Genomic DNA, 20,469 nt, shown 5'->3' with positions numbered 1-20,469 from the left:
TTCGAGCAGGGTGCTCCTGCTAACGAGAGCACAATAACCCGCGCGCCGCTCGTCGCGTCAATAGGATCCGGTTACGGCTCGGCCGGTTTTCCACCGGACGCGGGCGCCGTCCGCATTTTCCTCCCATTCCACCCGGCTGCTGGCCTCCCGGCCCCGGCCCGGTCGTCGCGCACCGTCGAAGGAGCATCCGCAGCATGAGCAGCGAGCGTCTGGCCGGCCTTCTCGACGAGTACGCGGAGCTGGAGAAGCGGTTGGCCGATCCGGCCATCCACGCCGACCAGGCCACCGCGCGCAGGGTCGGCCGCCGGTACGCCGAGCTGGTGCCGCTGCACAAGGCCGCCGACGAGTTGGAGCAGGCCCGCGCCGATCTGGCCGCGGCTCGCGAGCTGGCCGCCGAGGACCCGTCCTTCGCGGCCGAGGCGGACGCCATCGCCGGGTCCCTGCCGGTGCTGGAGGAGCGGCTCGCCGAGCTGCTCATTCCGCGCGACCCGCATGACGCCAAGGACGTGATCGTCGAGATAAAGGCCGGTGAGGGTGGCGAGGAGTCGGCGCTGTTCGCCGGTGACCTGCTGCGGATGTACACCCGGTACGCCGAGCGGCACGGCTGGGTCACCGAGGTGATCGACGCGCAGGATTCCGACCTCGGCGGGGTCAAGGACGTCTCCCTGGCGATCAAGACCAAGGGTGTGCCGGACGGCGGCAACGGCGTCTGGTCGCGGCTCAAGTGGGAGGGCGGCGTGCACCGGGTGCAGCGTGTCCCGGTGACCGAGTCGCAGGGCCGGATCCACACCAGCGCCGCCGGGGTGCTGGTGCTGCCGGAGGCCGAGGACGTCGACGTCACCATCGACCAGAACGAACTGCGCATCGACGTGTTCCGCTCGTCCGGCCCGGGTGGCCAGTCGGTGAACACCACCGACTCGGCGGTGCGGATCACCCACCTGCCGACCGGCATCGTCGTCTCCTGCCAGAACGAGAAGTCCCAGTTGCAGAACCGGGAGCAGGCGATGCGGATCCTGCGGGCCCGGCTGCTCGCCGCCGCCCAGGAGCAGGCCGACGCCGCCGCCTCGGACGCGCGCAAGGCCCAGGTGCGCACTGTGGACCGCTCGGAGCGGATCCGCACCTACAACTTCCCGCAGAACCGGATCACCGATCACCGGATCGGCTACACCGCGTACAACCTGGACCTGGCGCTCGGTGGCGAGCTGGACGGGGTGCTGGACGCGCTCACCGAGGCAGACCGGGCCGCTCGGCTAGCCGGCGACACCGAGCTAACCCGCCGCTGACCGCGACACCAACCCGCCCCGCCCCTGACCCGCCCCGCGCCCCGCCCCGCCCCGCCGATCATGGAGTTGTGGTGGGCGAATTGGCACGGCGTGGGGTTCTCGTGGGGCACCACAACTCCTTGATCGACGCCAGCGCCAGCGCCAGCGCCAGGGCCAGCGCCAGGGCCAGCGCCAGGGCCAGCGCCAGGGCCAGCGCCAGGGCCAGCGCCAGCGCCAGGGCCAGCGCCCGGCCGGGGTCAGCTCGCGCGGGGGCGGGTCTTGGCGCGGAGCATCTCGCGGTCGGCCTGCTCGAACGCGACGCTGAGCGCGTCGCGCAGCCCGCTGCCACCGGAGACCTCGGCGAAGCCGATGCTGACCCCGACCGGGGTGCCCGGGACCAACGACTCCCAGTCCTCCAGGCGGACCGCTGCCTCGATCCGGCGGGCCACCTCGGCGGCCTCGGTCATGCCGGTGTCCGGCAGCACCACAACGAATTCGTCGCCGCCGTAGCGGGCCACGAAGTCGCCCCGGCGCATCACCCGGTTGATCACGCCGGCGACGCGTTGCAGAACCAGGTCGCCCGAGTGGTGCCCGTGCCGGGTGTTGACCGCCTTGAAGCCGTCCAGGTCGCAGACGCCGATCACCACTCGATCGCCGCGGGTGACGACGGCCGTGATGTAGCGCTCCAGCCGGCGGCGGTTGGGCAGCCCGGTGAGCGGGTCGGTCAACGCCTCGCCCTCGAAGCGTGCGGCCTCGCGGCGCATCTCCTCGTGGTCGATGCGGGCGGCGATGCCGTCGATGTAGACGTCGCGCAGCCGGTCGTTGCGCTGCGCGGCGAGCCGGAACGCCAGCCGGTCGGCCCGGTGCGCCGCCAGGTGGTCCCCGGCGCGGGTCAACGCGATGCTGCGCAATCGGGCCGGCTCGGCCGCCCCGAGCGTCTCGTTGGAGACCTGGACGGTGTCCAGTCGGGCGACCGCCTCGATCGGCCTACCGTCGGCGACGGCGAGGCACACCTGACCGAGCTGACGCAGGTCGCGGGCGCGGGCGCTGTCCCCGCCGTGGGTGATCAACCGGGCCGGCTCGGGGCCTTCGGTCGCCACCTGGTCGCCGAGCGCGGCCTGTCGGGCCGCCGCGTAGCCGTACGCGGCGAGGCTGCTCGGGCGTAGCTGGCCGGCCCGCCCGGCGCGGACGAAGCGGGTCAGGTCGGCGGCCACGTCCCGGAGCACCCGCAGGCAACCGTCGCTGTCGCCGTTGTGGTCGAGGGCCACGGCGTTGCGCAGCCGGATGCCCGGAGCGGCGAACGTCTCCTCCGGGATCCCGGCGGTCAGCCCGAGCTGTCGGGCCCGCTCGATGGCGCCCAGGGCGTACCCGTGGAAGCTGAGGTAGCTGTAGGCCATGGCCAGGTCGTGCCAGCCCCAGGCGGTGTCCCGGTCCGGGTCGGCGACGGCGCCCAGCGCCCGGGCCGCCCGGACGAGGTGCATGACGCAGCGGTCCAGGGCGCCCTGGTGGTGCGCGGCGAGGGCGGCCAGCGCGTTGAGGTGACCGTGCAGGTAGGGCTCGGCGAGGTCGCGGACCGCCGCCGACGCCTCTTCGATGGCCCTGGTGAACTCCGCAGTCCGACCGAGATTGATCAGCGCGGAGAGGCGCTGCACCATCGCGTCCGCCCGCGCCGCCGGATCGTTGGTGGTGCGGATCACACGCTCCAGCAGGACGTACGCCTCCGCGGAGCGGCTGGCCTCCTGCAACGCCCGGGCGTGCGTCAGGGCGTCAACCTGGTCATCGACCCGGTCGAGCCAGCCCACCCGTCAACCTCCTGTCGTGCGCGCCTGGGCGCACCTGTTCGTCACGTCGCCCGCGACGCTTCATGATTATGTCGTGAGTACTTTGCCGCAACACCCCCCCGAAGGGACAGGCCCCATCCGGCCGTCCGCCGCGGTGGCCCGAGCGGCCCGCGCGCTCGCCGCCGCCGGGATCGGCTCGGCCCGGGTGGAGGCCGAGTTGCTGGCGGCGTACGTGCTCGGGGTTCCCCGGGGTCGGCTGGCTCTCGCCGACGACCTGAGCGACGACCAACTGGTGCGGCTCGACGAGTTGACGCGCCGCCGTGTCGCGCGTGAGCCGTTGCAGCACCTGACCGGTCGGGCCGGGTTCCGGCACCTGGAGCTGTCGGTCGGCCCGGGTGTCTTCGTGCCCCGGCCGGAGACCGAGCTGTTGGCCGGCTGGGGTGTCGAGCAGGCCCAGGGCCGACCCGACCCGGTGGTGGTGGACCTGTGCAGCGGCTCCGGCGCGATCGCGCTGGCGGTGGCTCAGGAGCTGCCGGGAGCGCGGGTGATCGCTGTGGAGCGGTCCCCGGCGGCGCTGGCCTGGCTGCGGCGCAACGCGGCGGAGCGCGCCGCGGCGGGGGACCGCCCGATCGAGGTGGTCGAGGCCGATGTGACAGCGCCGGACCTGCTGGCCGAGTTGGTGGGCCGGGTGGACGTGCTGCTCTGCAACCCGCCGTACGTGCCGGACGACGTGGTGGTCCCGCCGGAGGTGGCCGGGCACGACCCGGCGGAGGCGGTCTTCGGCGGTGCCGACGGTCTGGTGGTGATCCGGCCGGTCGTCGCCCGGGCGGCGGTGCTGTTGCGCCCGGGTGGCCTGCTCGGCGTCGAGCACGACGACACCCACGGCGCGGCGGTGCCCGAGCTGCTCGCCGAGAACGGCGGCTTCACCGCTGTCGCGGAGCATCTGGACCTCACCGGGCGTCCCCGCTACGCCACCGCGTCCCGACGGGCGGACGGCCAGCACGCCCCGATCGGGTCGGCGTGGCAGACTGACTCCTCGTGATGCTCTACGACTGCCGGTCGCCCGCCGATCGGGACCGCGGCATCGCTGCGGCGATCGAGGCGGTCAAGAACGGCGAGCTGGTCGTTCTCCCGACGGACACCGTGTATGGGATCGGCGCGGACGCGTTCACCCCGTACGCGGTGAAGGCGCTGCTCGACGCCAAGGGCCGGGGTCGGCAGATGCCGCCGCCGGTGCTGATCGGCTCGCGGCACACCCTGGACGGGTTGGTCTTCTCGCTGCCCACCGCCGCACGGGACCTCGTGGAGGCGTTCTGGCCGGGTGCGCTGACGATCGTGGTCGAGCACTCGCCGAGCCTGCAGTGGGACCTGGGCGACAAGACCGGCACGGTGGCGGTGCGGATGCCGCTGCACCCGGTGGCGTTGGAGGTGCTGCGCGAGACCGGCCCGATGGCTGTCTCGTCGGCCAACAAGACCGGCCAGCCGGCCGCGGTCACCGCCGACGAGGCGCGTGACCAGCTCAGCTACTCGGTGCGGGCCTATCTGGAGGCCGGCCCCTGCCCGGACCCGGTGCCCAGCACGATCGTGGATCTGACCGGTGAGGTGCCGCAGCTGTTGCGGGCCGGGGCGATCCCGCTGGAGAAGCTGCGCGACGTGGTTCCGGATCTCGTCGACGGTCGGGCGGTCTGAGTGCCCCCGTTCACGGTTCTGCACGTCTGCATGGGCAACATCTGCCGCTCGCCGATGGCGGAGCGGCTGCTGGCCCTGGCGGTGCGGGAGCGGCTGACCCGGCGTTCGCAGGACCCGGCCCAGGCCGAGGAGCTGGTGCACAGCCACAGCGCCGGCACTGGTGGCTGGCACGCGGGCGAGGAGATGAACCCGCCGGCGGCACGGCAGGTCACCGGCCGTGGTGGGGACGTGGCGGGGTTCGCCGCGCGCAAGCTGCGCTCGGACCACATCGACGCCGCCGACCTGGTCCTGACCGCCACCGCCGACCAGTTTGAGTACGTGGTGGCGCTTCGTCCGGACGCGGCGGCCCGCACGTTCGTGCTGGGGGAGTTCGGCCGGCTGCTGGCCGCGGTGGACGCCGCCGCGCTGCCGCCGGGTGACGCCACCCCGGAGGCCGTGTACGCCCGTGGGGTTGCCCTGGTGGCGGCGGCTCACGACGCGCGGCTGGGCGCCTCGGCGTTGGCTACCGATGATCTGGACGACCCGTGGGGTCGTGGCGACCAGTGCTTCAGCCGGGTCGCCGACGAGATCGAGGAGACGGTCCACCCGCTGGCCGGCGCACTGCTCCCCTGAGCGTGGTGCGAGTTTCCTCCGGGTTTGGGGAAAACCCAGGGCTAAAGGGGCGTTCCGGGTCATTCTGAACGGGTCCTAGCGTGACCGGCTCCTGCGGGGAGAGCTGATGATCCGGGCCCAACTCGACAAACTGCTGACCGTGGTGATCGCCGGAGTGCTGGCCGGGTTGGTGCTGGCCGCCGCCGCACTGCCAGCGGCCCTGGTCTTCGGGATCGGCTTCAGCGCCCTGTCGACGCCGTACTCGGAGCTGCCGAACACACTCCGGACGCCGCCCACCGCGCAGCGCTCCAACCTCTACGCCAACGACGGCACCACCCTGATCACCTCCTTCTACCAGGAGGACCGGGTGGACGTGCCGCTGCACGAGGTGGCTCCGGTGATGCGTCGGGCGATCGTGGCCGCCGAGGACGTCCGGTTCTACCAGCACAGCGGGGTCGACCTGCGGGGCGCGGTGCGCGCGTTCACAGTCAACAAGCGCGACGGCCGGACCCGGCAGGGCGCCTCCACGCTGACCATGCAGTACGTCCGCAACGTGCTCAGCAACGACCCCCGCCTGACCGAGGCGCAGCGTGACGCCGCCACCGAACTCACCACCGTCCGCAAGCTCCAGGAGATGCGGTACGCGCTCGCGTTGGAGCGGGAACTCGACAAGGACGAGATCCTGACCCGCTACCTCAACATCGCCTACTTCGGTGCCGGGGCGTACGGCATCGCGGCGGCCAGCAAGCGGTACTTCTCCCGTTCCCCGGCCGAGTTGACCCTGGCCCAGGCGGCACTGCTCGCCGGTCTGGTGCGTTCGCCGGACAGCGACGATCCGATCAACGGCGACGCCGACAGCGCGGTGGCCCGGCGGTCGTACGTGTTGGAGCGGTTGGTGGAGTCGGGGCAGGTGGCGGCGGACGCGGCGGCGGCGGCACGCGCCGAACCGCTGCAACTGCGACCCAGCGAGACCCCGAACGACTGCACGGGCGTGCCCGACGCGCACAACGACTGGGGCTTCTTCTGCGACTGGTTCACCCGCTGGTGGAGCAGCCAGTCCGCGTTCGGGGCGACCGCCGACGAGCGGCAGCGCGCGCTGCGTCGGGGCGGCTTCTCCATCGTGTCGTCGCTCGACCCGGGGGTGCAGCGGGCCACCACCGAGCAGGTGCTGAAGATCTATTCGACGACCAGGGCCGAGGCGGTGCCCACCGCCGTGGTGCAACCGGGCACCGGGAGGGTGCTGGCGATGTCGGTGAACCGCGCCTACAGCGTCGCGGACAACCCGGTCGGGCAGAAGAACCGCCCGAACACCGTCAACCAGTTGATCGCCGGCGGCGGCGCGATCGAGGGGTACCAGGGCGGCTCGACGTTCAAGCTCTTCACCCTGCTGGCCGCGCTGGAGTCCGGCCTGCCGCTGTCGACCGACTTCGTGGCGCCGACCCAGTTGCTCACCCGCTTCCCGGTGACCGGTGAGGCGAGCTGCGACGGACGGTGGTGCCCGGCGAACGCCAGCCCGTCGTCGATGGACGGCCCCCGCACCATGTGGAGCGCGTTCGGCCGCTCGGTGAACACGTACTTCGCCTGGCTCACCGAGAAGGTCGGCGCCGACCGGGTGGTGGAGATGGCCGAGCGGCTCGGCATCGTGCTGCGGGCCGAGTCCGACGCCAAGCTGGCCCGCTACGGCGCGAAGGACTGGGGTCCGTTCACCCTGGGCGTGGCCGCGACGACCCCGTTGGACCTGGCCAGCGCGTACGCCACTGTGGCGGCCGAGGGGACCTGGTGCGCGCCGCTGCCGGTGGTCTCGATCACCGACTCGGGCGGCCGGCCGGTCGACGCGGCCAAGCCGGACTGCCGACAGGTGCTCGACGCCGACGTGGCGCGGGCAGCCACCGACGCGGCCCGCTGCCCGGTCGGCGACCAGTCGATGTACGGGCGCTGCGACGGCGCCACCGCACCCGGGCTGCGGGCGAAGCTCGGCCGTCCGGTGGCGGGCAAGACCGGCAGTTCGGAGCGGTACGAGACGGAGACGGTGGTGGCGTTCACGCCGCAGCTCGCTGTCGCCTCGATGGCCGCGAACCCGGACGATCCCCGGGACGCGGTCGGTCAGGCGGTGCAGGCCCAGATGGTGAACGCGGTCGGTGAGGTGCTCGCCTTCGCCCTGCGTGACCAACCGGTCCGCGACTTCGTCCCGCCGAGCGAACGAACCGCCTTCCAAGCCCAACCCCAAGCCGGCAACTAACCCCGCCCCACCCCACCCCACCCCACCCCACCCCACCCATCCCGCCGATCTTGCACTTTCTGTCGTGATAAAAGGTGCCGAGACCCCATAAATCGGCAACACAAAGTGCAAGATCGCGGGGAGCGGGGAGCGGGGAGCGGGGAGCGGGGTGCGGGGAGCGGGGAGCGGGGTGCGGGGAGCGGGGTGCGGGGTGCGGGGAGCGGGGAGCGGGGAGCGGGGAGCGGGGTGCGGGGTGCGGGGTGTGGTTAGGGGGTTTGTTCGGCGTTGCGGGCTATGTTGCGGGCCATTCCGCCGAAGACCACAGCGTGGAACGGGGCCACCGACTTCCAGTAGGCGTGCCCCGGCAGGCCGCGCGGCAGGAAGACGGCGCGTTGCTGGTAGCGGCTGCGGCCGTCGTCGGTTGGCAGTACCCGCATCTCCAGCCAGGCCCGGCCGGGTAGCCGCATCTCGGCGCGCAGTCGCAGCAGCTCGCCCGGGACGATCTCCTCGACCCGCCAGAAGTCCAGCGCCTCACCGACCTGGAGGCGGTGCGGGTCGCGTCGGCCCCGGCGCAGCCCGACCCCGCCGACCAGCCGGTCCAGCCACCCGCGGATCGACCAGGCGAGGGGGAACGAGTACCAGCCGTGTTCGCCGCCGACGCCCTCGACGACCCGCCAGAGCGCCGCTGGTGGTGCGTCCACCGTCCGCTCCCGGACGTCGGTGTAGGCGGTGCCGCCGGACCACACCGGGTCGGTGGGCAGCGGTTCGGCGGGCGCGTCCGGGCCGCTTGCGGTGGACCAGCGGGTCTCCACCTGGGCGTCGCGCACCTTGGTCAGCGCCAGCGCCACCGCGTCGTCGAAGCCGGTCAGCCCGCCCGGCGGGTCTGGGACGTAGCGGGCGATGTCGTGTTCGTCCGCGACCGCCTCCTGGATCAGGCTCTCCACCAGCGGGCGGGCGATCTTGTTCGGCACCGGGGTGATCAGGCCGACCCAGTGCGAGGAGAGCGACGGGGTGAGCACCCGGACCGGCACGATGATCCGCCGGCGCAGCCCGGCCACCCGTGCGTAGCGCTGCATCATCTCGCGGAAGGTGAGCACGTCCGGCCCGCCGATGTCGAAGCCCCTGTTGACCTCCGCCGGCAGGGTGGTGCAGCCGACCAGGTAGCTCAGCACGTCGCGGACGGCGATCGGCTGGATCCGGTTGCGCACCCAGCGCGGTGTGATCATGGCGGGCAGCCGCTCGGTCAGGTACCGCAGCATCTCGAACGACGCCGAACCGGAGCCGATGATCACTGCCGCCCGGAGTACCGCAGTGGGCACCCCGCTGGCCAGCAGGATCCGGCCCACCTCGGCCCGGGAGCGCAGGTGCGGCGAGGGGGCCGCATCGGTCGCCGGCAGCGGACCGCCCAGGTAGACGATCCGCCGTACGCCGGCCTCGCGCGCCGCCGCCGCGAAGTTGGTCGCCGACGCCCGGTCGGCCGCCTCGAAGTCGGACCGGCCCAGCGAGTGCACCAGGAAGTACGCGACGTCCACGTCGGCGAACGCGGCGGCCAGCGTCTCCGGTCGACTCAGGTCCCCTTCGACGATTTCGGCCGCCGAGGCCCAGGGCACATCGCGCAGCCGCACCGCCTTGCGGGCGAGGCAGCGCACTGTGTGTCCGTCGGCGAGCAGCAGCGGCGTCAGCCGCCCGCCGATGTAGCCGGTCGCTCCGGTGACGAGGCATCTCACAGCTCCCAGTCTGCGGCCCCCTAGACTCGTTCGCTGTGGAGACCGAGACGAGCACCTTCTGGGGGCCGGATTTCGCGCAGCTCAGGGCCACCGACCCGGAGATCGCCGGGGTGGTCCTCGGCGAGCTGGACCGGTTGCGGGGCGGCTTGCAGCTCATCGCCAGCGAAAATCTGACCTCGCCAGCGGTGCTGGCCGCGCTCGGTTCGACGCTGACCAACAAGTACGCCGAGGGTTACCCGGGCCGGCGTTACTACGGCGGCTGCGCCGAGGTGGACCGGGCCGAGGAGATCGGCATCGCCCGGGCCAAGGAGCTCTTCGGGGCCGAGCACGCCAACCTCCAGCCGCACTCCGGGGCGAGCGCCAACCTGGCCGCGTACGCCGCGCTGGTGCAGCCGGGGGACACGGTGCTGGCGATGGACCTGCCGCACGGCGGGCACCTCACCCACGGCAGCCGGGTGAACTTCTCCGGCAAGTGGTTCCACCCGGTCGGCTACCCCGTCCGGCCGGACACCGAGCAGATCGACTACGACGAGGTACGGGACCTGGCGCGGGCGCACCGACCCAAGCTGATCATCTGTGGGGCCACCGCGTACCCGCGCCTGATCGACTTCGCGCGGTTCCGGGAGATCGCCGACGAGGTCGGGGCGTACCTGATGGTGGACGCGGCGCACTTCATCGGCCTGGTGGCCGGCCGGGCGATCCCGTCCCCGGTGCCGTACGCCGACGTCGTCTGCGCCACCACCCACAAGGTGCTGCGCGGGCCGCGCGGCGGCATGATCCTGTGCCGCGAGTCGCTGGCCCAGCGGATCGACAAGGCGGTCTTCCCGTTCACCCAGGGCGGCCCGCTGATGCACGCGGTGGCGGCGAAGGCGGTCGCGCTGCGCGAGGCCGCCCAGCCGGATTTCCAGACGTACGCCCGGCAGGTGGTCAGCAACGCCCAGGCGCTCGCCGCCGGGCTGGCCGACGAGGGGATGCGCCCGGTGTCCGGTGGCACCGACACCCACCTCGCCCTGATCGACCTGCGGGAGCTGGGGGTGACCGGCACCGAGGCCGAGCGACGCTGCGACGCCGCGTCGATCACCCTGAACAAGAACGCCATCCCGTACGACCCGCAGCCGCCGATGGTGGCCTCCGGCATCCGGGTGGGCACGCCGAGCGTCACCACGCAGGGGATGCGCGAGGGGGAGCTGCGCCAGGTGGCGACGCTGATCGCCCGTGCGGTGCGCACCGATCCCGGCGCTCCGGGCGGGGCCGACGAGTTGACCCGGCTCGGTGCCGAGGTGTCCGAGCTGGTGGCGGCGTTTCCGGCGTACCCCCGTGGCTGAGCCCGGGGTGGTCGAGCCGGACACCGACCGGCGGTGGCGGCTGCGGCACCTGCCGGCGCTGTTGGGCGCGTCGGCGGCGCTCGCCGCGGTCGCCGCAGTGGTGGGTGGGGTGACCGGCGGCGTGACGGCCGCGCTCGGCGCGGCGGCCGGCGTGGGGGTCACGGTGCTCAGCTACACCCTCACCACTGTGGTGCTGGCCCGGGCCGACCAGGTCAACCCGCAGTTGCTGCTGCCGCTCGGCCTGGGCCTGTACGTGCTGAAGTTCAGCCTGCTGGGTGTGGTGCTGGTGGCGGTGGCGTCGACCGGATGGCCCGGTTTGATCCCTCTTTGCCTTGGCATCGTCGCCGGGGTGGCAGTGTGGACAGCGGTGCACCTCTGGTGGCTGACCACGGTGCACGCTCGCCGGCCGCGCGGCTGACCTGGCGGTCGTCCCAACCAGCGGACGCGCCGCAATGTGTCGGCCTCCGGTCATTTTCCGACGGGCGGAAGGGGAGTAGCGTGCCCACAGACGACGGCGCCCACGAGAAGCCCACACAACGACGGTTGTGCGGGGGGTGAGGCACAGCCTCGTCTTCCCGGCTGATATCGTTCGCCCCGTCATGGCTGGTGACCAAACCCCCCGTCCCGCCGGTGAACCGGACGATTATCCGTCCGGCGCCGGTCAGGGTTGGACCGCGCTCAGCTACCTCATCGGAGGAATGCTTGTGTGGGGTTTCATCGGCTGGCTGGTCGACCAGTGGCTCGATACCGGTGGCGTCGCCACCGGCATCGGCGTCGTGCTCGGCGTGACCGGGGGGATCATCCTCGTCGTCCGTCGGCTCGGCACGCCTACTTAGGAAGGGACACGGTGTTCGGACAGGCGAACGTTCTGGCAGCGGGCCAGGCGGCATTCCCACCCAGTGTGGACGACTTCTACCTGCCCGCGATCGCGCCCTGGGGTGTGGAGAACGCCCCGTGGTTCACCAAGTTCACGCTGATGATCTGGGTCGCGGTCGGCGTTCTGATCATCTTCTTCCTGGCGACCTATCGGAACCCGAAGTTGGTGCCGACCAAGAAGCAGTGGTTCGCCGAGTCGATCTACGGCTTCGTCCGGAACAACATCTCGGTCGACATGATCGGTCACCAGGGCGTGCGGTTCGCTCCCTACTTCACGACGCTGTTCTGCTTCGTGTTGGTGACGAACGCGTTCGCGATCATTCCGCTCTTCCAGATCTCGCCGAACTCGCACATCGCCTTCCCGGCGATCCTCGCGGTGATCAGCTACGTGCTGTTCAACTACATCGGCATCCGGCACCACGGCTTCGGCAAATACTTCAAGCACGCCCTGATCCCCCCGGCACCGTGGTACATCCTGCCGCTGCTGATCCCGATCGAGGCGTTCTCGACCTTCATCATCCGGCCGTTCTCGCTGGCCGTCCGTCTCTTCGCGAACATGTTCGCCGGCCACATGCTCCTGCTGGTATTCACGCTCGGCGGCTTCGCGATGCTCAACGCCAACGCCTGGTTGGCGCCGGTCTCGGTGGTCTCCTGGGTGATGACGGTGGCGCTGACGCTTCTCGAGGCGCTGGTCATCGTCCTGCAGGCCTACGTCTTCACCGTGCTGAGCGCCAGCTACATCCAGGGTGCGCTCGCCGAAGAGCACTGATCCACGCACCAACCCGTTGTCGTCCCGCGTGAGAGTCACGCGTGATAACCAGGAGGAACCACACCAATGGACGTTAGCGTTCTCGCCGAGGTCAACGGCAGCACCGCCGCCATCGGCTACGGTCTCGCGGCCATCGGCCCGGGCATCGGCGTCGGCCTGGTCTTCGCCGCCTACATCCAGTCGACCGCCCGGCAGCCCGAGTCGTCGCGCATGACCCTGCCGTACGTCTGGATCGGCTTCGCCGTCATCGAGGCGCTGGCGCTGTTCGGCATCGCCTTCGGCTTCATCTGGGCCAAGTAGTACCCGCCCCTTCCGACCGGGAGGTCACCCATGTTGTTCCTCCTCGCCGCCGAGGGTGGTGAGTCAGAGCACAACCCGATCATTCCGATCTGGCAGGAGATCGTGGTCGGCACGGTCGCCTTCGCCGTGCTCTGCTTCGTGCTGATGAAGTTCGTGTTCCCGCGCATGGAGCAGACGTTCCAGGCTCGGGTCGACGCGATCGAGGGCGGCATCAAGCGCGCCGAGGCCGCCCAGGCCGAGGCGAACCAGCTGCTCGAGCAGTACCGTGCCCAGCTCGCTGAGGCCCGGACCGACGCCGCCAAGATCCGTGACGACGCGCGGGCCGACGCCGAGGGCATCCGCCAGGACATCCTCGCCAAGGCGCGGGAAGAGTCCGACCGGGTCATCCAGGCGGGCAAGGACGCGCTCGCCGCCGAGCGGGCCACCATCGTGCGCGAGCTGCGCGCGGAGGTCGGCACGATCGCGGTGGACCTGGCCAGCAAGATCGTTGGCGAGTCGCTGGCCGACGAGGCACGCCGTAAGGGCACCGTCGACCGGTTCCTGAGCGGTCTCGAGAGCACGGGGGCCCGCTGATGCAGGCCGCCAGCCGGGAGTCGTACAAGGTCGCGGCCGAGCGCCTCGACACGTACGTCCGCGGCGCGGAGCCGTCAGCGGTGACCTCCACCGCCGACGCCATCCTCTCCGTGGCGACCCTGCTGCGGCGTGAGCCGCGGCTGCGCCGGGCGCTCTCCGAGCCGTCCCGGTCCGGCGAGGATCGCGGCGCTCTGCTCGGCGACATGCTGGGCGGGCGGATCGGCGCGGACGCGCTCGACCTGCTCGTGTCGCTGGTCGCCGGCCGGTGGTCGGCACCGTCGGAGCTGCTCGACGGCACCGAGCGGCTGGGTGTGGAGGCGCTGCTGGCCAGCGCCGACAAGGCCGGCGAGCTGGGCGAGGTCGAGGACGAGCTGTTCCGCTTCGGTCAGGTCGTTTCCGGTCAGTCGGCGCTGAGCAACACGCTCGCCGACCCGGTCGCCCCGGTCGAGCAGCGGGCCACCCTGGCCCGCGAGCTGCTCGCTGACAAGGCCCGTCCGGTCACCGTCCGCCTCGTCGAGGTCGCACTCGGCGGGTACGGGGGGCGCTCCTTCACCGGCGCGCTCACCCGGCTGGTGGAACTCGCCGCCGAGCGACGCGACCGGCAGGTGGCGTACGTGACCGTCGCGGCCCCGTTGAGTGACGAGGACGAGCGCCGGCTGGGTGCGAGCCTCAGCGCGATATACGGTCGAGAGGTCTCCGTCAAGCAGACGGTGGACCCCCACGTCCTGGGTGGCGTGAGCGTGCGGGTCGGCTCCGACCTGTACGACGGCACCATCCTGCGCCGCCTCAACGAGACCCGCAACGCGCTCGCGAAGCGCTGAGCGGCTCCGCCGCCCAGCAATGCGGTGGCTTCGCCGCCCCGGCGCTGAGCGGCTCCGCCGCCCAGCATCGGGGTGACTGGATCGCTCAGTGCCCGGAATGACAGACGCCATTCGGACCGGTCGGTACTAGGTATCCCGGGCCCCTGAATTTTAAGGAAGCAGAGGATGGCCGAGCTGACCATCTCGACGGAGGAGATCCGCGGCGCCCTGGAGCGCTACGTCTCTTCCTACTCGTCCGACGTCTCCCGCGAGGAGGTCGGCACCGTCGCCGACACCGGCGACGGTATCGCCCACGTCGAGGGCCTGCCCTCGACCATGACCAACGAGCTCCTGGAGTTCGAGGACGGCACGCTCGGCGTGGCGTTGAACCTCGACGTCCGCGAGATCGGCGTCGTCGTTCTCGGTGACTCCGCCAAGCTGGAGGAAGGGCAGCGCGTCAAGCGCACCGAGCGGGTTCTCTCCGTTCCGGTCGGCGACGCCTTCCTCGGCCGCGTGGTGAACGCGCTCGGTGAGCCGATCGACGCGCTCGGCGACATCGCCAACGAGGGCTTCCGCGAGCTGGAGCTGCAGGCTCCGAACGTGATGTCCCGGCAGTCCGTCGACGAGCCGCTGCAGACCGGCATCAAGGCCATCGACGCGATGACCCCGATCGGTCGGGGCCAGCGGCAGCTCATCATCGGCGACCGGAAGACCGGTAAGACCACTGTCGCCCTGGACGCCATCCTCAACCAGCGGGACAACTGGCGCACCGGCGACCCGAAGAAGCAGGTTCGCTGCATCTACGTCGCCATCGGCCAGAAGGCCTCCACGATCGCCTCCATCAAGGGGCAGCTCGAGGAGGCGGGCGCGATGGAATACACCACCATCGTCGCCTCGCCGGCTTCCGACCCGGCTGGCTTCAAGTACCTCGCCCCGTACACCGGCTCGTCCATCGGGCAGCACTGGATGTACGGCGGCAAGCACGTCCTGATCGTCTTCGACGACCTGAGCAAGCAGGCCGAGGCGTACCGCGCCGTGTCGCTGCTGCTGCGTCGCCCGCCGGGCCGTGAGGCGTACCCGGGTGACGTCTTCTACCTGCACTCCCGCCTGCTGGAGCGCTGCGCGAAGCTCTCCGACGAGCTGGGTGGCGGCTCGATGACCGGTCTGCCGATCATCGAGACGAAGGCCAACGACATCTCGGCCTTCATCCCGACCAACGTCATCTCGATCACCGACGGTCAGATCTTCCTGGAGACCGACCTGTTCAACCAGGGCGTCCGTCCGGCGATCAACGTCGGTACCTCGGTCTCCCGTGTCGGTGGCGCCGCGCAGGTGAAGCCGATGAAGAAGGTCGCCGGTTCACTGCGGCTCAACCTGGCCCAGTACCGCGAGCTGGAGGCGTTCGCCGCCTTCGCCTCCGACCTGGACCGGGCCTCCCGTGCCCAGCTGGACCGCGGTTCGCGCCTGGTCGAGCTGCTCAAGCAGCCGAACTACTCGCCGTTCCCGGTGCAGGAGCAGGTCGTCTCGGTCTGGGCCGGCACCGAGGGCAAGCTGGACGACATCCCGGTGGGTGAGGTCCGGCGCTTCGAGTCGGAGTTCCTGCAGTACCTGCGGCACAAGCACGAGGGTGTGCTGGCCGGCATCGCCGACAACCAGTGGAACGATGACATCATCGGCTCGCTGGACAGCGCGATCGCCGAGTTCAAGCAGGTCTTCCTCAACAAGGAGGACGAGCGCAAGGTCAACGACGCGCCGGCCGCTCCGCTCGAGGGTGACGAGAACCGCGAGACGGTGACCCGCTTCCGCGACAGCGCGACCGACCGCCCGGCCGAGAGCTGATCCCGTGGCGGCCCAGGTACGCGTTCTTCGTCAACGGATCCGCTCGGCGAAGTCGATGAAGAAGATCACCAAGGCGATGGAGCTCGTGGCGACGAGCCGGATCGCCAAGGCTCAGGCCCGGGTGCAGGCGTCCCTGCCGTACGCCCAGGCCATCACCGGTGTGCTCACGGCGCTGGCGTCCAACGCGCGGATCGACCACCCGCTGCTCACGCCGCGTGAGCGGGTGCGGCGGGCCGGCGTCCTGTTGGTCACCAGCGACCGTGGCCTGGCCGGCGGTTACAGCTCCAACGCGATCAGGATGGCAGAGTCGCTGATCGCGCGGCTCAAGGCAGACGGCAAGGAGCCGGTGCTCTACGTCATCGGGCGTAAGGGTGTCGGGTTCTACCGGTTCCGCGAGCGGCCGATCGAGGCGAACTGGACCGGCTTCAGCGAGCAGCCGTCGTTCGAGGACGCCCGTACCGTTGGTGAGACGCTGATCAAGGCGTTCACCGCCGGTGCGGACGACGTCGACGGCGGTGCCGGAGCGGACGGGGTGCTCGGCGTCGACGAGTTGCACATCGTCTACACCGAGTTCCACTCGCTCATGACGCAGAGCCCGGTCACCAAGGTCATCGGTCCGATGCAGGTGGAGGACCGGCCGCGCTCCGAGGGGTTGCTGCCGGCGTACGAGTTCGAGCCGGAGGCGGAGGCGCTGCTCGACGCGCTCCTGCCGAGGTACATCAACACGCGGATCTACGCGGCGTTGATCGAGTCGGCGGCGAGTGAGTCGGCGGCACGGCGGCGGGCGATGAAGAGCGCCACCGACAACGCCGAAGAGATGATCGAGAAGTACACGCGCGAGATGAACTCGGCTCGCCAGGCCGGGATCACCCAGGAGATCAGCGAGATCGTCGGCGGCGCCAACGCGCTGGCCGCGTCGGGAAGTGAAGTGTGATGACTGCACCAGTAGAGACCAAGACGGCCACGGGTCGCGTGGTCCGGGTCATCGGCCCGGTCGTCGACGCCGAGTTCCCGCGCGACGCCATGCCGGCCCTGTTCAACGCCTTGAACGTAAAGGTGAACCTGTCCGGCGGTGAGAAGACGCTGACCCTGGAGGTTGCCCAGCACCTGGGTGACAACCTGGTCCGTGCCATCTCGATGCAGCCGACCGACGGCCTGGTCCGTGGCGCCGAGGTGCGCGACCGCGGCGAGCCGATCACGGTGCCGGTGGGCGACGCGGTCAAGGGCAAGGTGTTCAACGCGATCGGCGAGGTGCTCAACCTCAAAGAGGGCGAGACGTTCGAGGCCGACGACCGGTGGGGCATCCACCGCAAGGCCCCGGCCTTCGCGGACCTCGAGCCGAAGACCGAGATGCTGGAGACCGGCATCAAGGTCATCGACCTGCTCGCCCCGTACGTCAAGGGCGGCAAGATCGGCCTGTTCGGCGGCGCGGGTGTGGGCAAGACGGTGCTCATCCAGGAGATGATCACCCGGGTCGCCCGCAACTTCGGTGGTACCTCGGTCTTCGCCGGCGTGGGTGAGCGCACCCGTGAGGGCAACGACCTCATCGCCGAGATGACCGAGTCCGGCGTCATCGACAAGACCGCGCTGGTCTACGGCCAGATGGACGAGCCGCCGGGCACCCGGCTGCGGGTGGCGCTCTCCGCGCTGACCATGGCCGAGTACTTCCGGGACGTGAAGAAGCAGGAGGTGCTGCTCTTCATCGACAACATCTTCCGCTTCACGCAGGCCGGTTCGGAGGTGTCCACCCTGCTCGGTCGTATGCCGAGCGCCGTGGGTTACCAGCCGACCCTGGCCGACGAGATGGGCGAGCTCCAGGAGCGGATCACCTCCGTCCGGGGCCAGGCCATCACCTCCATGCAGGCGATCTACGTGCCGGCGGACGACTACACCGACCCCGCCCCGGCCACCACGTTCGCCCACCTGGACGCGACCACCAACCTGGAGCGGTCGATCTCCGACAAGGGCATCTACCCGGCCGTGGACCCGCTGGCGTCCTCGTCCCGGATCCTCGCCCCGGAGTTCGTCGGCAACGAGCACTTCCAGGTTGCCACCGAGGTGAAGCGGATCCTGCAGCGCTACCGCGACCTGCAGGACATCATCGCCATCCTCGGTATCGAGGAGCTCTCCGAGGAAGACAAGATCACCGTGGCTCGCGCCCGGCGGATCGAGCGCTTCCTCTCGCAGAACACCTACGCGGCGGAGCAGTTCACCGGCGTGCCGGGTTCGACGGTCCCGATCAAGGAGACCATCGAGGCGTTCCGCAAGATCAGCGAGGGTGAGTACGACCACTTCCCCGAGCAGGCGTTCTTCATGTGCGGCGGTCTCGAGGACCTGGAGCGCAAGGCTGAGGAGCTGATGAAGGGCTGACCAGCCCCATCGATCCGTAGCAAAAAGACTGCCCCGGCAATGCCGGGGCAGTCTTTTGTTCATGTTCGCGTCTTACCATCGTCGCGGTCCGTTACTCGTGGTCGTCACTCCCGCGGCTCCCGAGCTACGGTTCGTTCCGCGCTCACCTGAACGAGCGTTGATCTTTGCAACCTTTCGACGACGTGCGCCCGTCTTCCTCGTCGTGGGCGTAACGAACGGAGATGCTCGTGGGTAAGGCCGGCAAGAGTGGCCGCAAGCCGTCCATCTGGCGAGGTGTGCCGCGGTGGGCCAGGATCTGCACTGTGTTCGGCACCGTGCTGACAGTGCTCAGCGGCGCCGTGCTGGTCGGCACCGAGGTTCTCATGGCCCGCTACGAGGGGTCCGTCGGCAAGGCCGACCTCTTCGGCGACCAAGCGGCGGGCGCCCAGGCGAAGAAGAGCGACATCAAGGGTCCGCTCAACATCCTGCTCGTCGGCATCGACCCGCGTACGCCGACGGCCGCGCCGCTGGCCGACTCGATCATGGTGCTGCACGTGCCGGCCTCGATGGACCGGGCTTACCTGTTCTCGCTGCCTCGTGACCTCTACGTGCGGATCCCGGCGTTCAAGAAGGCCGACTTCCCGGGCGAGACCACGAAGATCAACGCCGCGATGTCGTTCGGCAGCAAGGTGCCGGGGGCCAACCCCGACGCGGCACGGGGCTTCGAGTTGCTGGCCAGCACAGTGCAGAACGTCACCGGCATCAAGCGCTTCGACGCTGGCGCGATCATCAACTTCACCGGTTTCCAAAAGATCGTCGACGCCATGGGCGGTGTCGACATGTACATCGAGCGGGACGTGAAGTCCGAGCACAAGCAGCCGGACGGCAAGCCGCGGCCGGGCAACACCCGTGGTGAGGGCTACGTCGGCCCGCAGGCGATCTACAAGAAGGGCAACCGGCACCTGAGTGGGTGGCAGGCGCTGGACTACGTCCGGCAGCGCTACCCGAAGAACGGCGTTCCGGATTCCGACTACGGCCGGCAGCGCCACCAGCAGCAGTTCGTCAAGGCCATGGTCGGCCAGGCGTTCAGCGCCGACGTGGTGTCCAACCCGATCAAGCTGGACAAGGTGCTCCGCGCCGCCGGTCAGTCGTTGATCTTCAACGGCCGGGGCAACAGCGTCGTCGACTTCGGGCTCGCCCTGAAGGACATCCGCCCGAACACCATCGAGATGATCAAGCTGCCCGGTGGCGGGGTCTTCGAGGGCCAGAAGTACCTGGGCGAGCAGTTCCAGAACGGTGTTCCGGACTTCTTCACCGCCCTGCACAACGAGCAACTCGACCCGTTCCTGCTGGAGCACCCGGAATTCGTCAACAAGGCCAAGTAGTCAGGTCGGCGTTGTCCCCACCCGCGTTGGGCGCGCCGCGTCGTCAGGCTAGACTTTCGGCAATCCGTAGCCGCAGCAAGGAGACAGCGTGGCACAGCAGCTTCACGTCGAGCTCGTCGCCGTCGAGGAGAAGGTCTGGTCCGGTGACGCCGAGATGGTCGTCGCCCGGACGACCGAAGGCGAGCTCGGTGTCCTGCCGGGGCACGCGCCGCTACTCGGCCAACTCGCCGAGCCCGGCCAGGTACGCATCAAGCTCGCCGGCGGCGAGCAGGTCGCCTACGAGGTGGCCGGCGGCTTCCTCTCGGTGAGCGCCGACGGTGTCACCGTGCTGGCCGAGAGCGCAACCCCGGTCTCCGCGCAGAGCCGCTGAGCCACACCGGGGATGGAGATCGTCGAAGGATTCGGAATCGGCGTTGTCGTCATCCTCGGCGCGCTTCTGATCCTCTTCGTCCGGCGAGCTCTCGTCACCCGCAGCGGTGGCATCATCCGGCTCAGCGTCCGGGTCTCCACCATGCTCGACGGCCGCGGCTGGTCACCCGGCTTCGGCCGGTTCGCCGGTGACGAGCTGCGCTGGTACCGGATGTTCAGCTTCGCGATCCGGCCCAAGCGGGTGCTCTCCCGCAAGGGGCTGTCCGTGGAGCGCCGCCGGTTGCCCGAAGGTCAGGAACGGTTCTCCATGCCGGCCGACTGGGTGATCCTCCGCTGTACCAGTCACCACGCACCGGTGGAGATCGCCATGGCGCGATCGACAGTCACCGGTTTTCTCTCCTGGCTTGAGGCCGCCCCTCCGGGGGCGGTCTCGCCGCGTATGGCCTCCCAGGACTGGCCGGCTGCCTGAGGCTCGCTCTTGGTTGCTCTTCTGGGTTTCCGGGGGAGCCCGCCCGGCTCCGGGCGGTCAGGCTTCCGCCGCCGTGACGGCGAACGCCAACACCAACAGGACGAGCATGAGCTGCACGAAGCGACGCGCGGACAGTCGCTCCAACTC

20 protein-coding genes are annotated in these 20,469 nt (G+C 70.4%); 18 read left to right on the top strand and 2 right to left on the bottom strand.

Translation table 11 applies throughout. From position 1 onward, the window contains the following. Positions 1 to 194 precede the first annotated feature (194 nt). Positions 195 to 1,283: a peptide chain release factor 1 gene (prfA, locus tag AB0C20_RS26405; protein WP_091405908.1), complete on the top strand. Its 1,089-nt coding sequence runs from the start codon at positions 195 to 197 to the stop codon at positions 1,281 to 1,283. A gap of 236 nt (positions 1,284 to 1,519) precedes the next feature. Here the strand turns inward: prfA and AB0C20_RS26400 are convergent, their stop codons facing one another. Then, entirely contained in the window at positions 1,520 to 3,064 is a 1,545-nt protein-coding gene (locus tag AB0C20_RS26400) for a GGDEF domain-containing protein (protein WP_357184850.1), read from the bottom strand. A 73-nt stretch (positions 3,065 to 3,137) separates the two neighbouring features. Between AB0C20_RS26400 and prmC the strand changes: the two genes are divergently transcribed. The 4 genes from prmC (at position 3,138) to AB0C20_RS26380 (ending at position 7,562) form a co-directional block, all read left to right on the top strand. Further along, entirely contained in the window at positions 3,138 to 4,085 is a 948-nt protein-coding gene (prmC, locus tag AB0C20_RS26395; protein ID WP_357568963.1) for a peptide chain release factor N(5)-glutamine methyltransferase, read from the top strand. Next, the gene (locus AB0C20_RS26390) at positions 4,085 to 4,732 is read left to right on the top strand and encodes an L-threonylcarbamoyladenylate synthase (RefSeq protein ID WP_091406475.1); all 648 of its coding nucleotides are present in this window, start codon (positions 4,085 to 4,087) and stop codon (positions 4,730 to 4,732) included. Before prmC ends, AB0C20_RS26390 begins: the two co-directional genes overlap by 1 nt. Then, positions 4,733 to 5,344, top strand: a complete 612-nt coding sequence (locus tag AB0C20_RS26385) for a phosphotyrosine protein phosphatase (protein WP_357568962.1) — start codon at positions 4,733 to 4,735, stop codon at positions 5,342 to 5,344. A 106-nt stretch (positions 5,345 to 5,450) separates the two neighbouring features. Continuing rightward, entirely contained in the window at positions 5,451 to 7,562 is a 2,112-nt protein-coding gene (locus AB0C20_RS26380; RefSeq protein ID WP_357568961.1) for a transglycosylase domain-containing protein, read from the top strand. 245 nt (positions 7,563 to 7,807) lie between these two features. Here AB0C20_RS26380 and AB0C20_RS26375 read toward each other — a convergent pair whose 3' ends face one another. Next, positions 7,808 to 9,268: an SDR family oxidoreductase gene (locus tag AB0C20_RS26375; protein ID WP_357568960.1), complete on the bottom strand. Its 1,461-nt coding sequence runs from the start codon at positions 9,266 to 9,268 to the stop codon at positions 7,808 to 7,810. A gap of 35 nt (positions 9,269 to 9,303) precedes the next feature. Between AB0C20_RS26375 and glyA the strand changes: the two genes are divergently transcribed. The 13 genes from glyA (at position 9,304) to AB0C20_RS26310 (ending at position 20,322) form a co-directional block, all read left to right on the top strand. Beyond that, the gene (gene glyA, locus AB0C20_RS26370) at positions 9,304 to 10,593 is read left to right on the top strand and encodes a serine hydroxymethyltransferase (RefSeq protein WP_357568959.1); all 1,290 of its coding nucleotides are present in this window, start codon (positions 9,304 to 9,306) and stop codon (positions 10,591 to 10,593) included. After that, positions 10,586 to 11,011 carry a hypothetical protein gene (locus AB0C20_RS26365; protein WP_357568958.1) on the top strand — a complete coding sequence of 142 codons (426 nt, stop codon included), beginning with the start codon at positions 10,586 to 10,588 and terminating at the stop codon, positions 11,009 to 11,011. The genes glyA and AB0C20_RS26365 overlap by 8 nt, the downstream gene beginning before the upstream one ends. 181 nt (positions 11,012 to 11,192) lie before the next feature. After that, positions 11,193 to 11,429 carry an AtpZ/AtpI family protein gene (locus tag AB0C20_RS26360; RefSeq protein WP_091405894.1) on the top strand — a complete coding sequence of 79 codons (237 nt, stop codon included), beginning with the start codon at positions 11,193 to 11,195 and terminating at the stop codon, positions 11,427 to 11,429. An 11-nt stretch (positions 11,430 to 11,440) separates the two neighbouring features. Further along, positions 11,441 to 12,238 (top strand): F0F1 ATP synthase subunit A, encoded by a 798-nt coding sequence (gene atpB / locus AB0C20_RS26355; RefSeq protein ID WP_357568957.1) that lies wholly within the window; start codon positions 11,441 to 11,443, stop codon positions 12,236 to 12,238. 66 nt (positions 12,239 to 12,304) lie between these two features. After that, positions 12,305 to 12,538: an ATP synthase F0 subunit C gene (locus AB0C20_RS26350; protein ID WP_238677315.1), complete on the top strand. Its 234-nt coding sequence runs from the start codon at positions 12,305 to 12,307 to the stop codon at positions 12,536 to 12,538. Between the two features lie 33 nt (positions 12,539 to 12,571). Further along, the gene (locus AB0C20_RS26345; RefSeq protein ID WP_091406472.1) at positions 12,572 to 13,111 is read left to right on the top strand and encodes a F0F1 ATP synthase subunit B; all 540 of its coding nucleotides are present in this window, start codon (positions 12,572 to 12,574) and stop codon (positions 13,109 to 13,111) included. Continuing rightward, positions 13,111 to 13,932 carry a F0F1 ATP synthase subunit delta gene (locus AB0C20_RS26340; RefSeq protein ID WP_357568956.1) on the top strand — a complete coding sequence of 274 codons (822 nt, stop codon included), beginning with the start codon at positions 13,111 to 13,113 and terminating at the stop codon, positions 13,930 to 13,932. The genes AB0C20_RS26345 and AB0C20_RS26340 overlap by 1 nt, the downstream gene beginning before the upstream one ends. Positions 13,933 to 14,097: 165 nt before the next feature. After that, positions 14,098 to 15,750 carry a F0F1 ATP synthase subunit alpha gene (atpA, locus tag AB0C20_RS26335; protein WP_357568955.1) on the top strand — a complete coding sequence of 551 codons (1,653 nt, stop codon included), beginning with the start codon at positions 14,098 to 14,100 and terminating at the stop codon, positions 15,748 to 15,750. Positions 15,751 to 15,754: 4 nt separating this feature from the next. Then, positions 15,755 to 16,684 carry a F0F1 ATP synthase subunit gamma gene (locus tag AB0C20_RS26330; RefSeq protein WP_328652358.1) on the top strand — a complete coding sequence of 310 codons (930 nt, stop codon included), beginning with the start codon at positions 15,755 to 15,757 and terminating at the stop codon, positions 16,682 to 16,684. Beyond that, the gene (gene atpD / locus AB0C20_RS26325) at positions 16,684 to 18,120 is read left to right on the top strand and encodes a F0F1 ATP synthase subunit beta (RefSeq protein WP_238677311.1); all 1,437 of its coding nucleotides are present in this window, start codon (positions 16,684 to 16,686) and stop codon (positions 18,118 to 18,120) included. Before AB0C20_RS26330 ends, atpD begins: the two co-directional genes overlap by 1 nt. Before the next feature lie 221 nt (positions 18,121 to 18,341). Then, entirely contained in the window at positions 18,342 to 19,484 is a 1,143-nt protein-coding gene (locus AB0C20_RS26320) for an LCP family protein (protein ID WP_357184864.1), read from the top strand. Positions 19,485 to 19,572: 88 nt separating this feature from the next. After that, a complete protein-coding gene (locus tag AB0C20_RS26315) occupies positions 19,573 to 19,854 on the top strand; it encodes a F0F1 ATP synthase subunit epsilon (protein WP_030333186.1) in 282 nt (93 codons plus the stop codon). Between the two features lie 12 nt (positions 19,855 to 19,866). Then, on the top strand, positions 19,867 to 20,322 hold the full coding sequence (locus AB0C20_RS26310; protein ID WP_357184867.1) for a DUF2550 domain-containing protein: 456 nt from the start codon (positions 19,867 to 19,869) through the stop codon (positions 20,320 to 20,322). Positions 20,323 to 20,469 lie beyond the last annotated feature (147 nt).

It is taken from the genome of Micromonospora sp. NPDC048843 (assembly GCF_040649965.1).
GTDB classification, from domain to species: Bacteria; Actinomycetota; Actinomycetes; order Mycobacteriales; family Micromonosporaceae; genus Micromonospora; species Micromonospora hortensis.
Note: the sequence above shows the minus strand (reverse complement) of the source record. Positions and strands in the feature narration are given on the sequence as shown.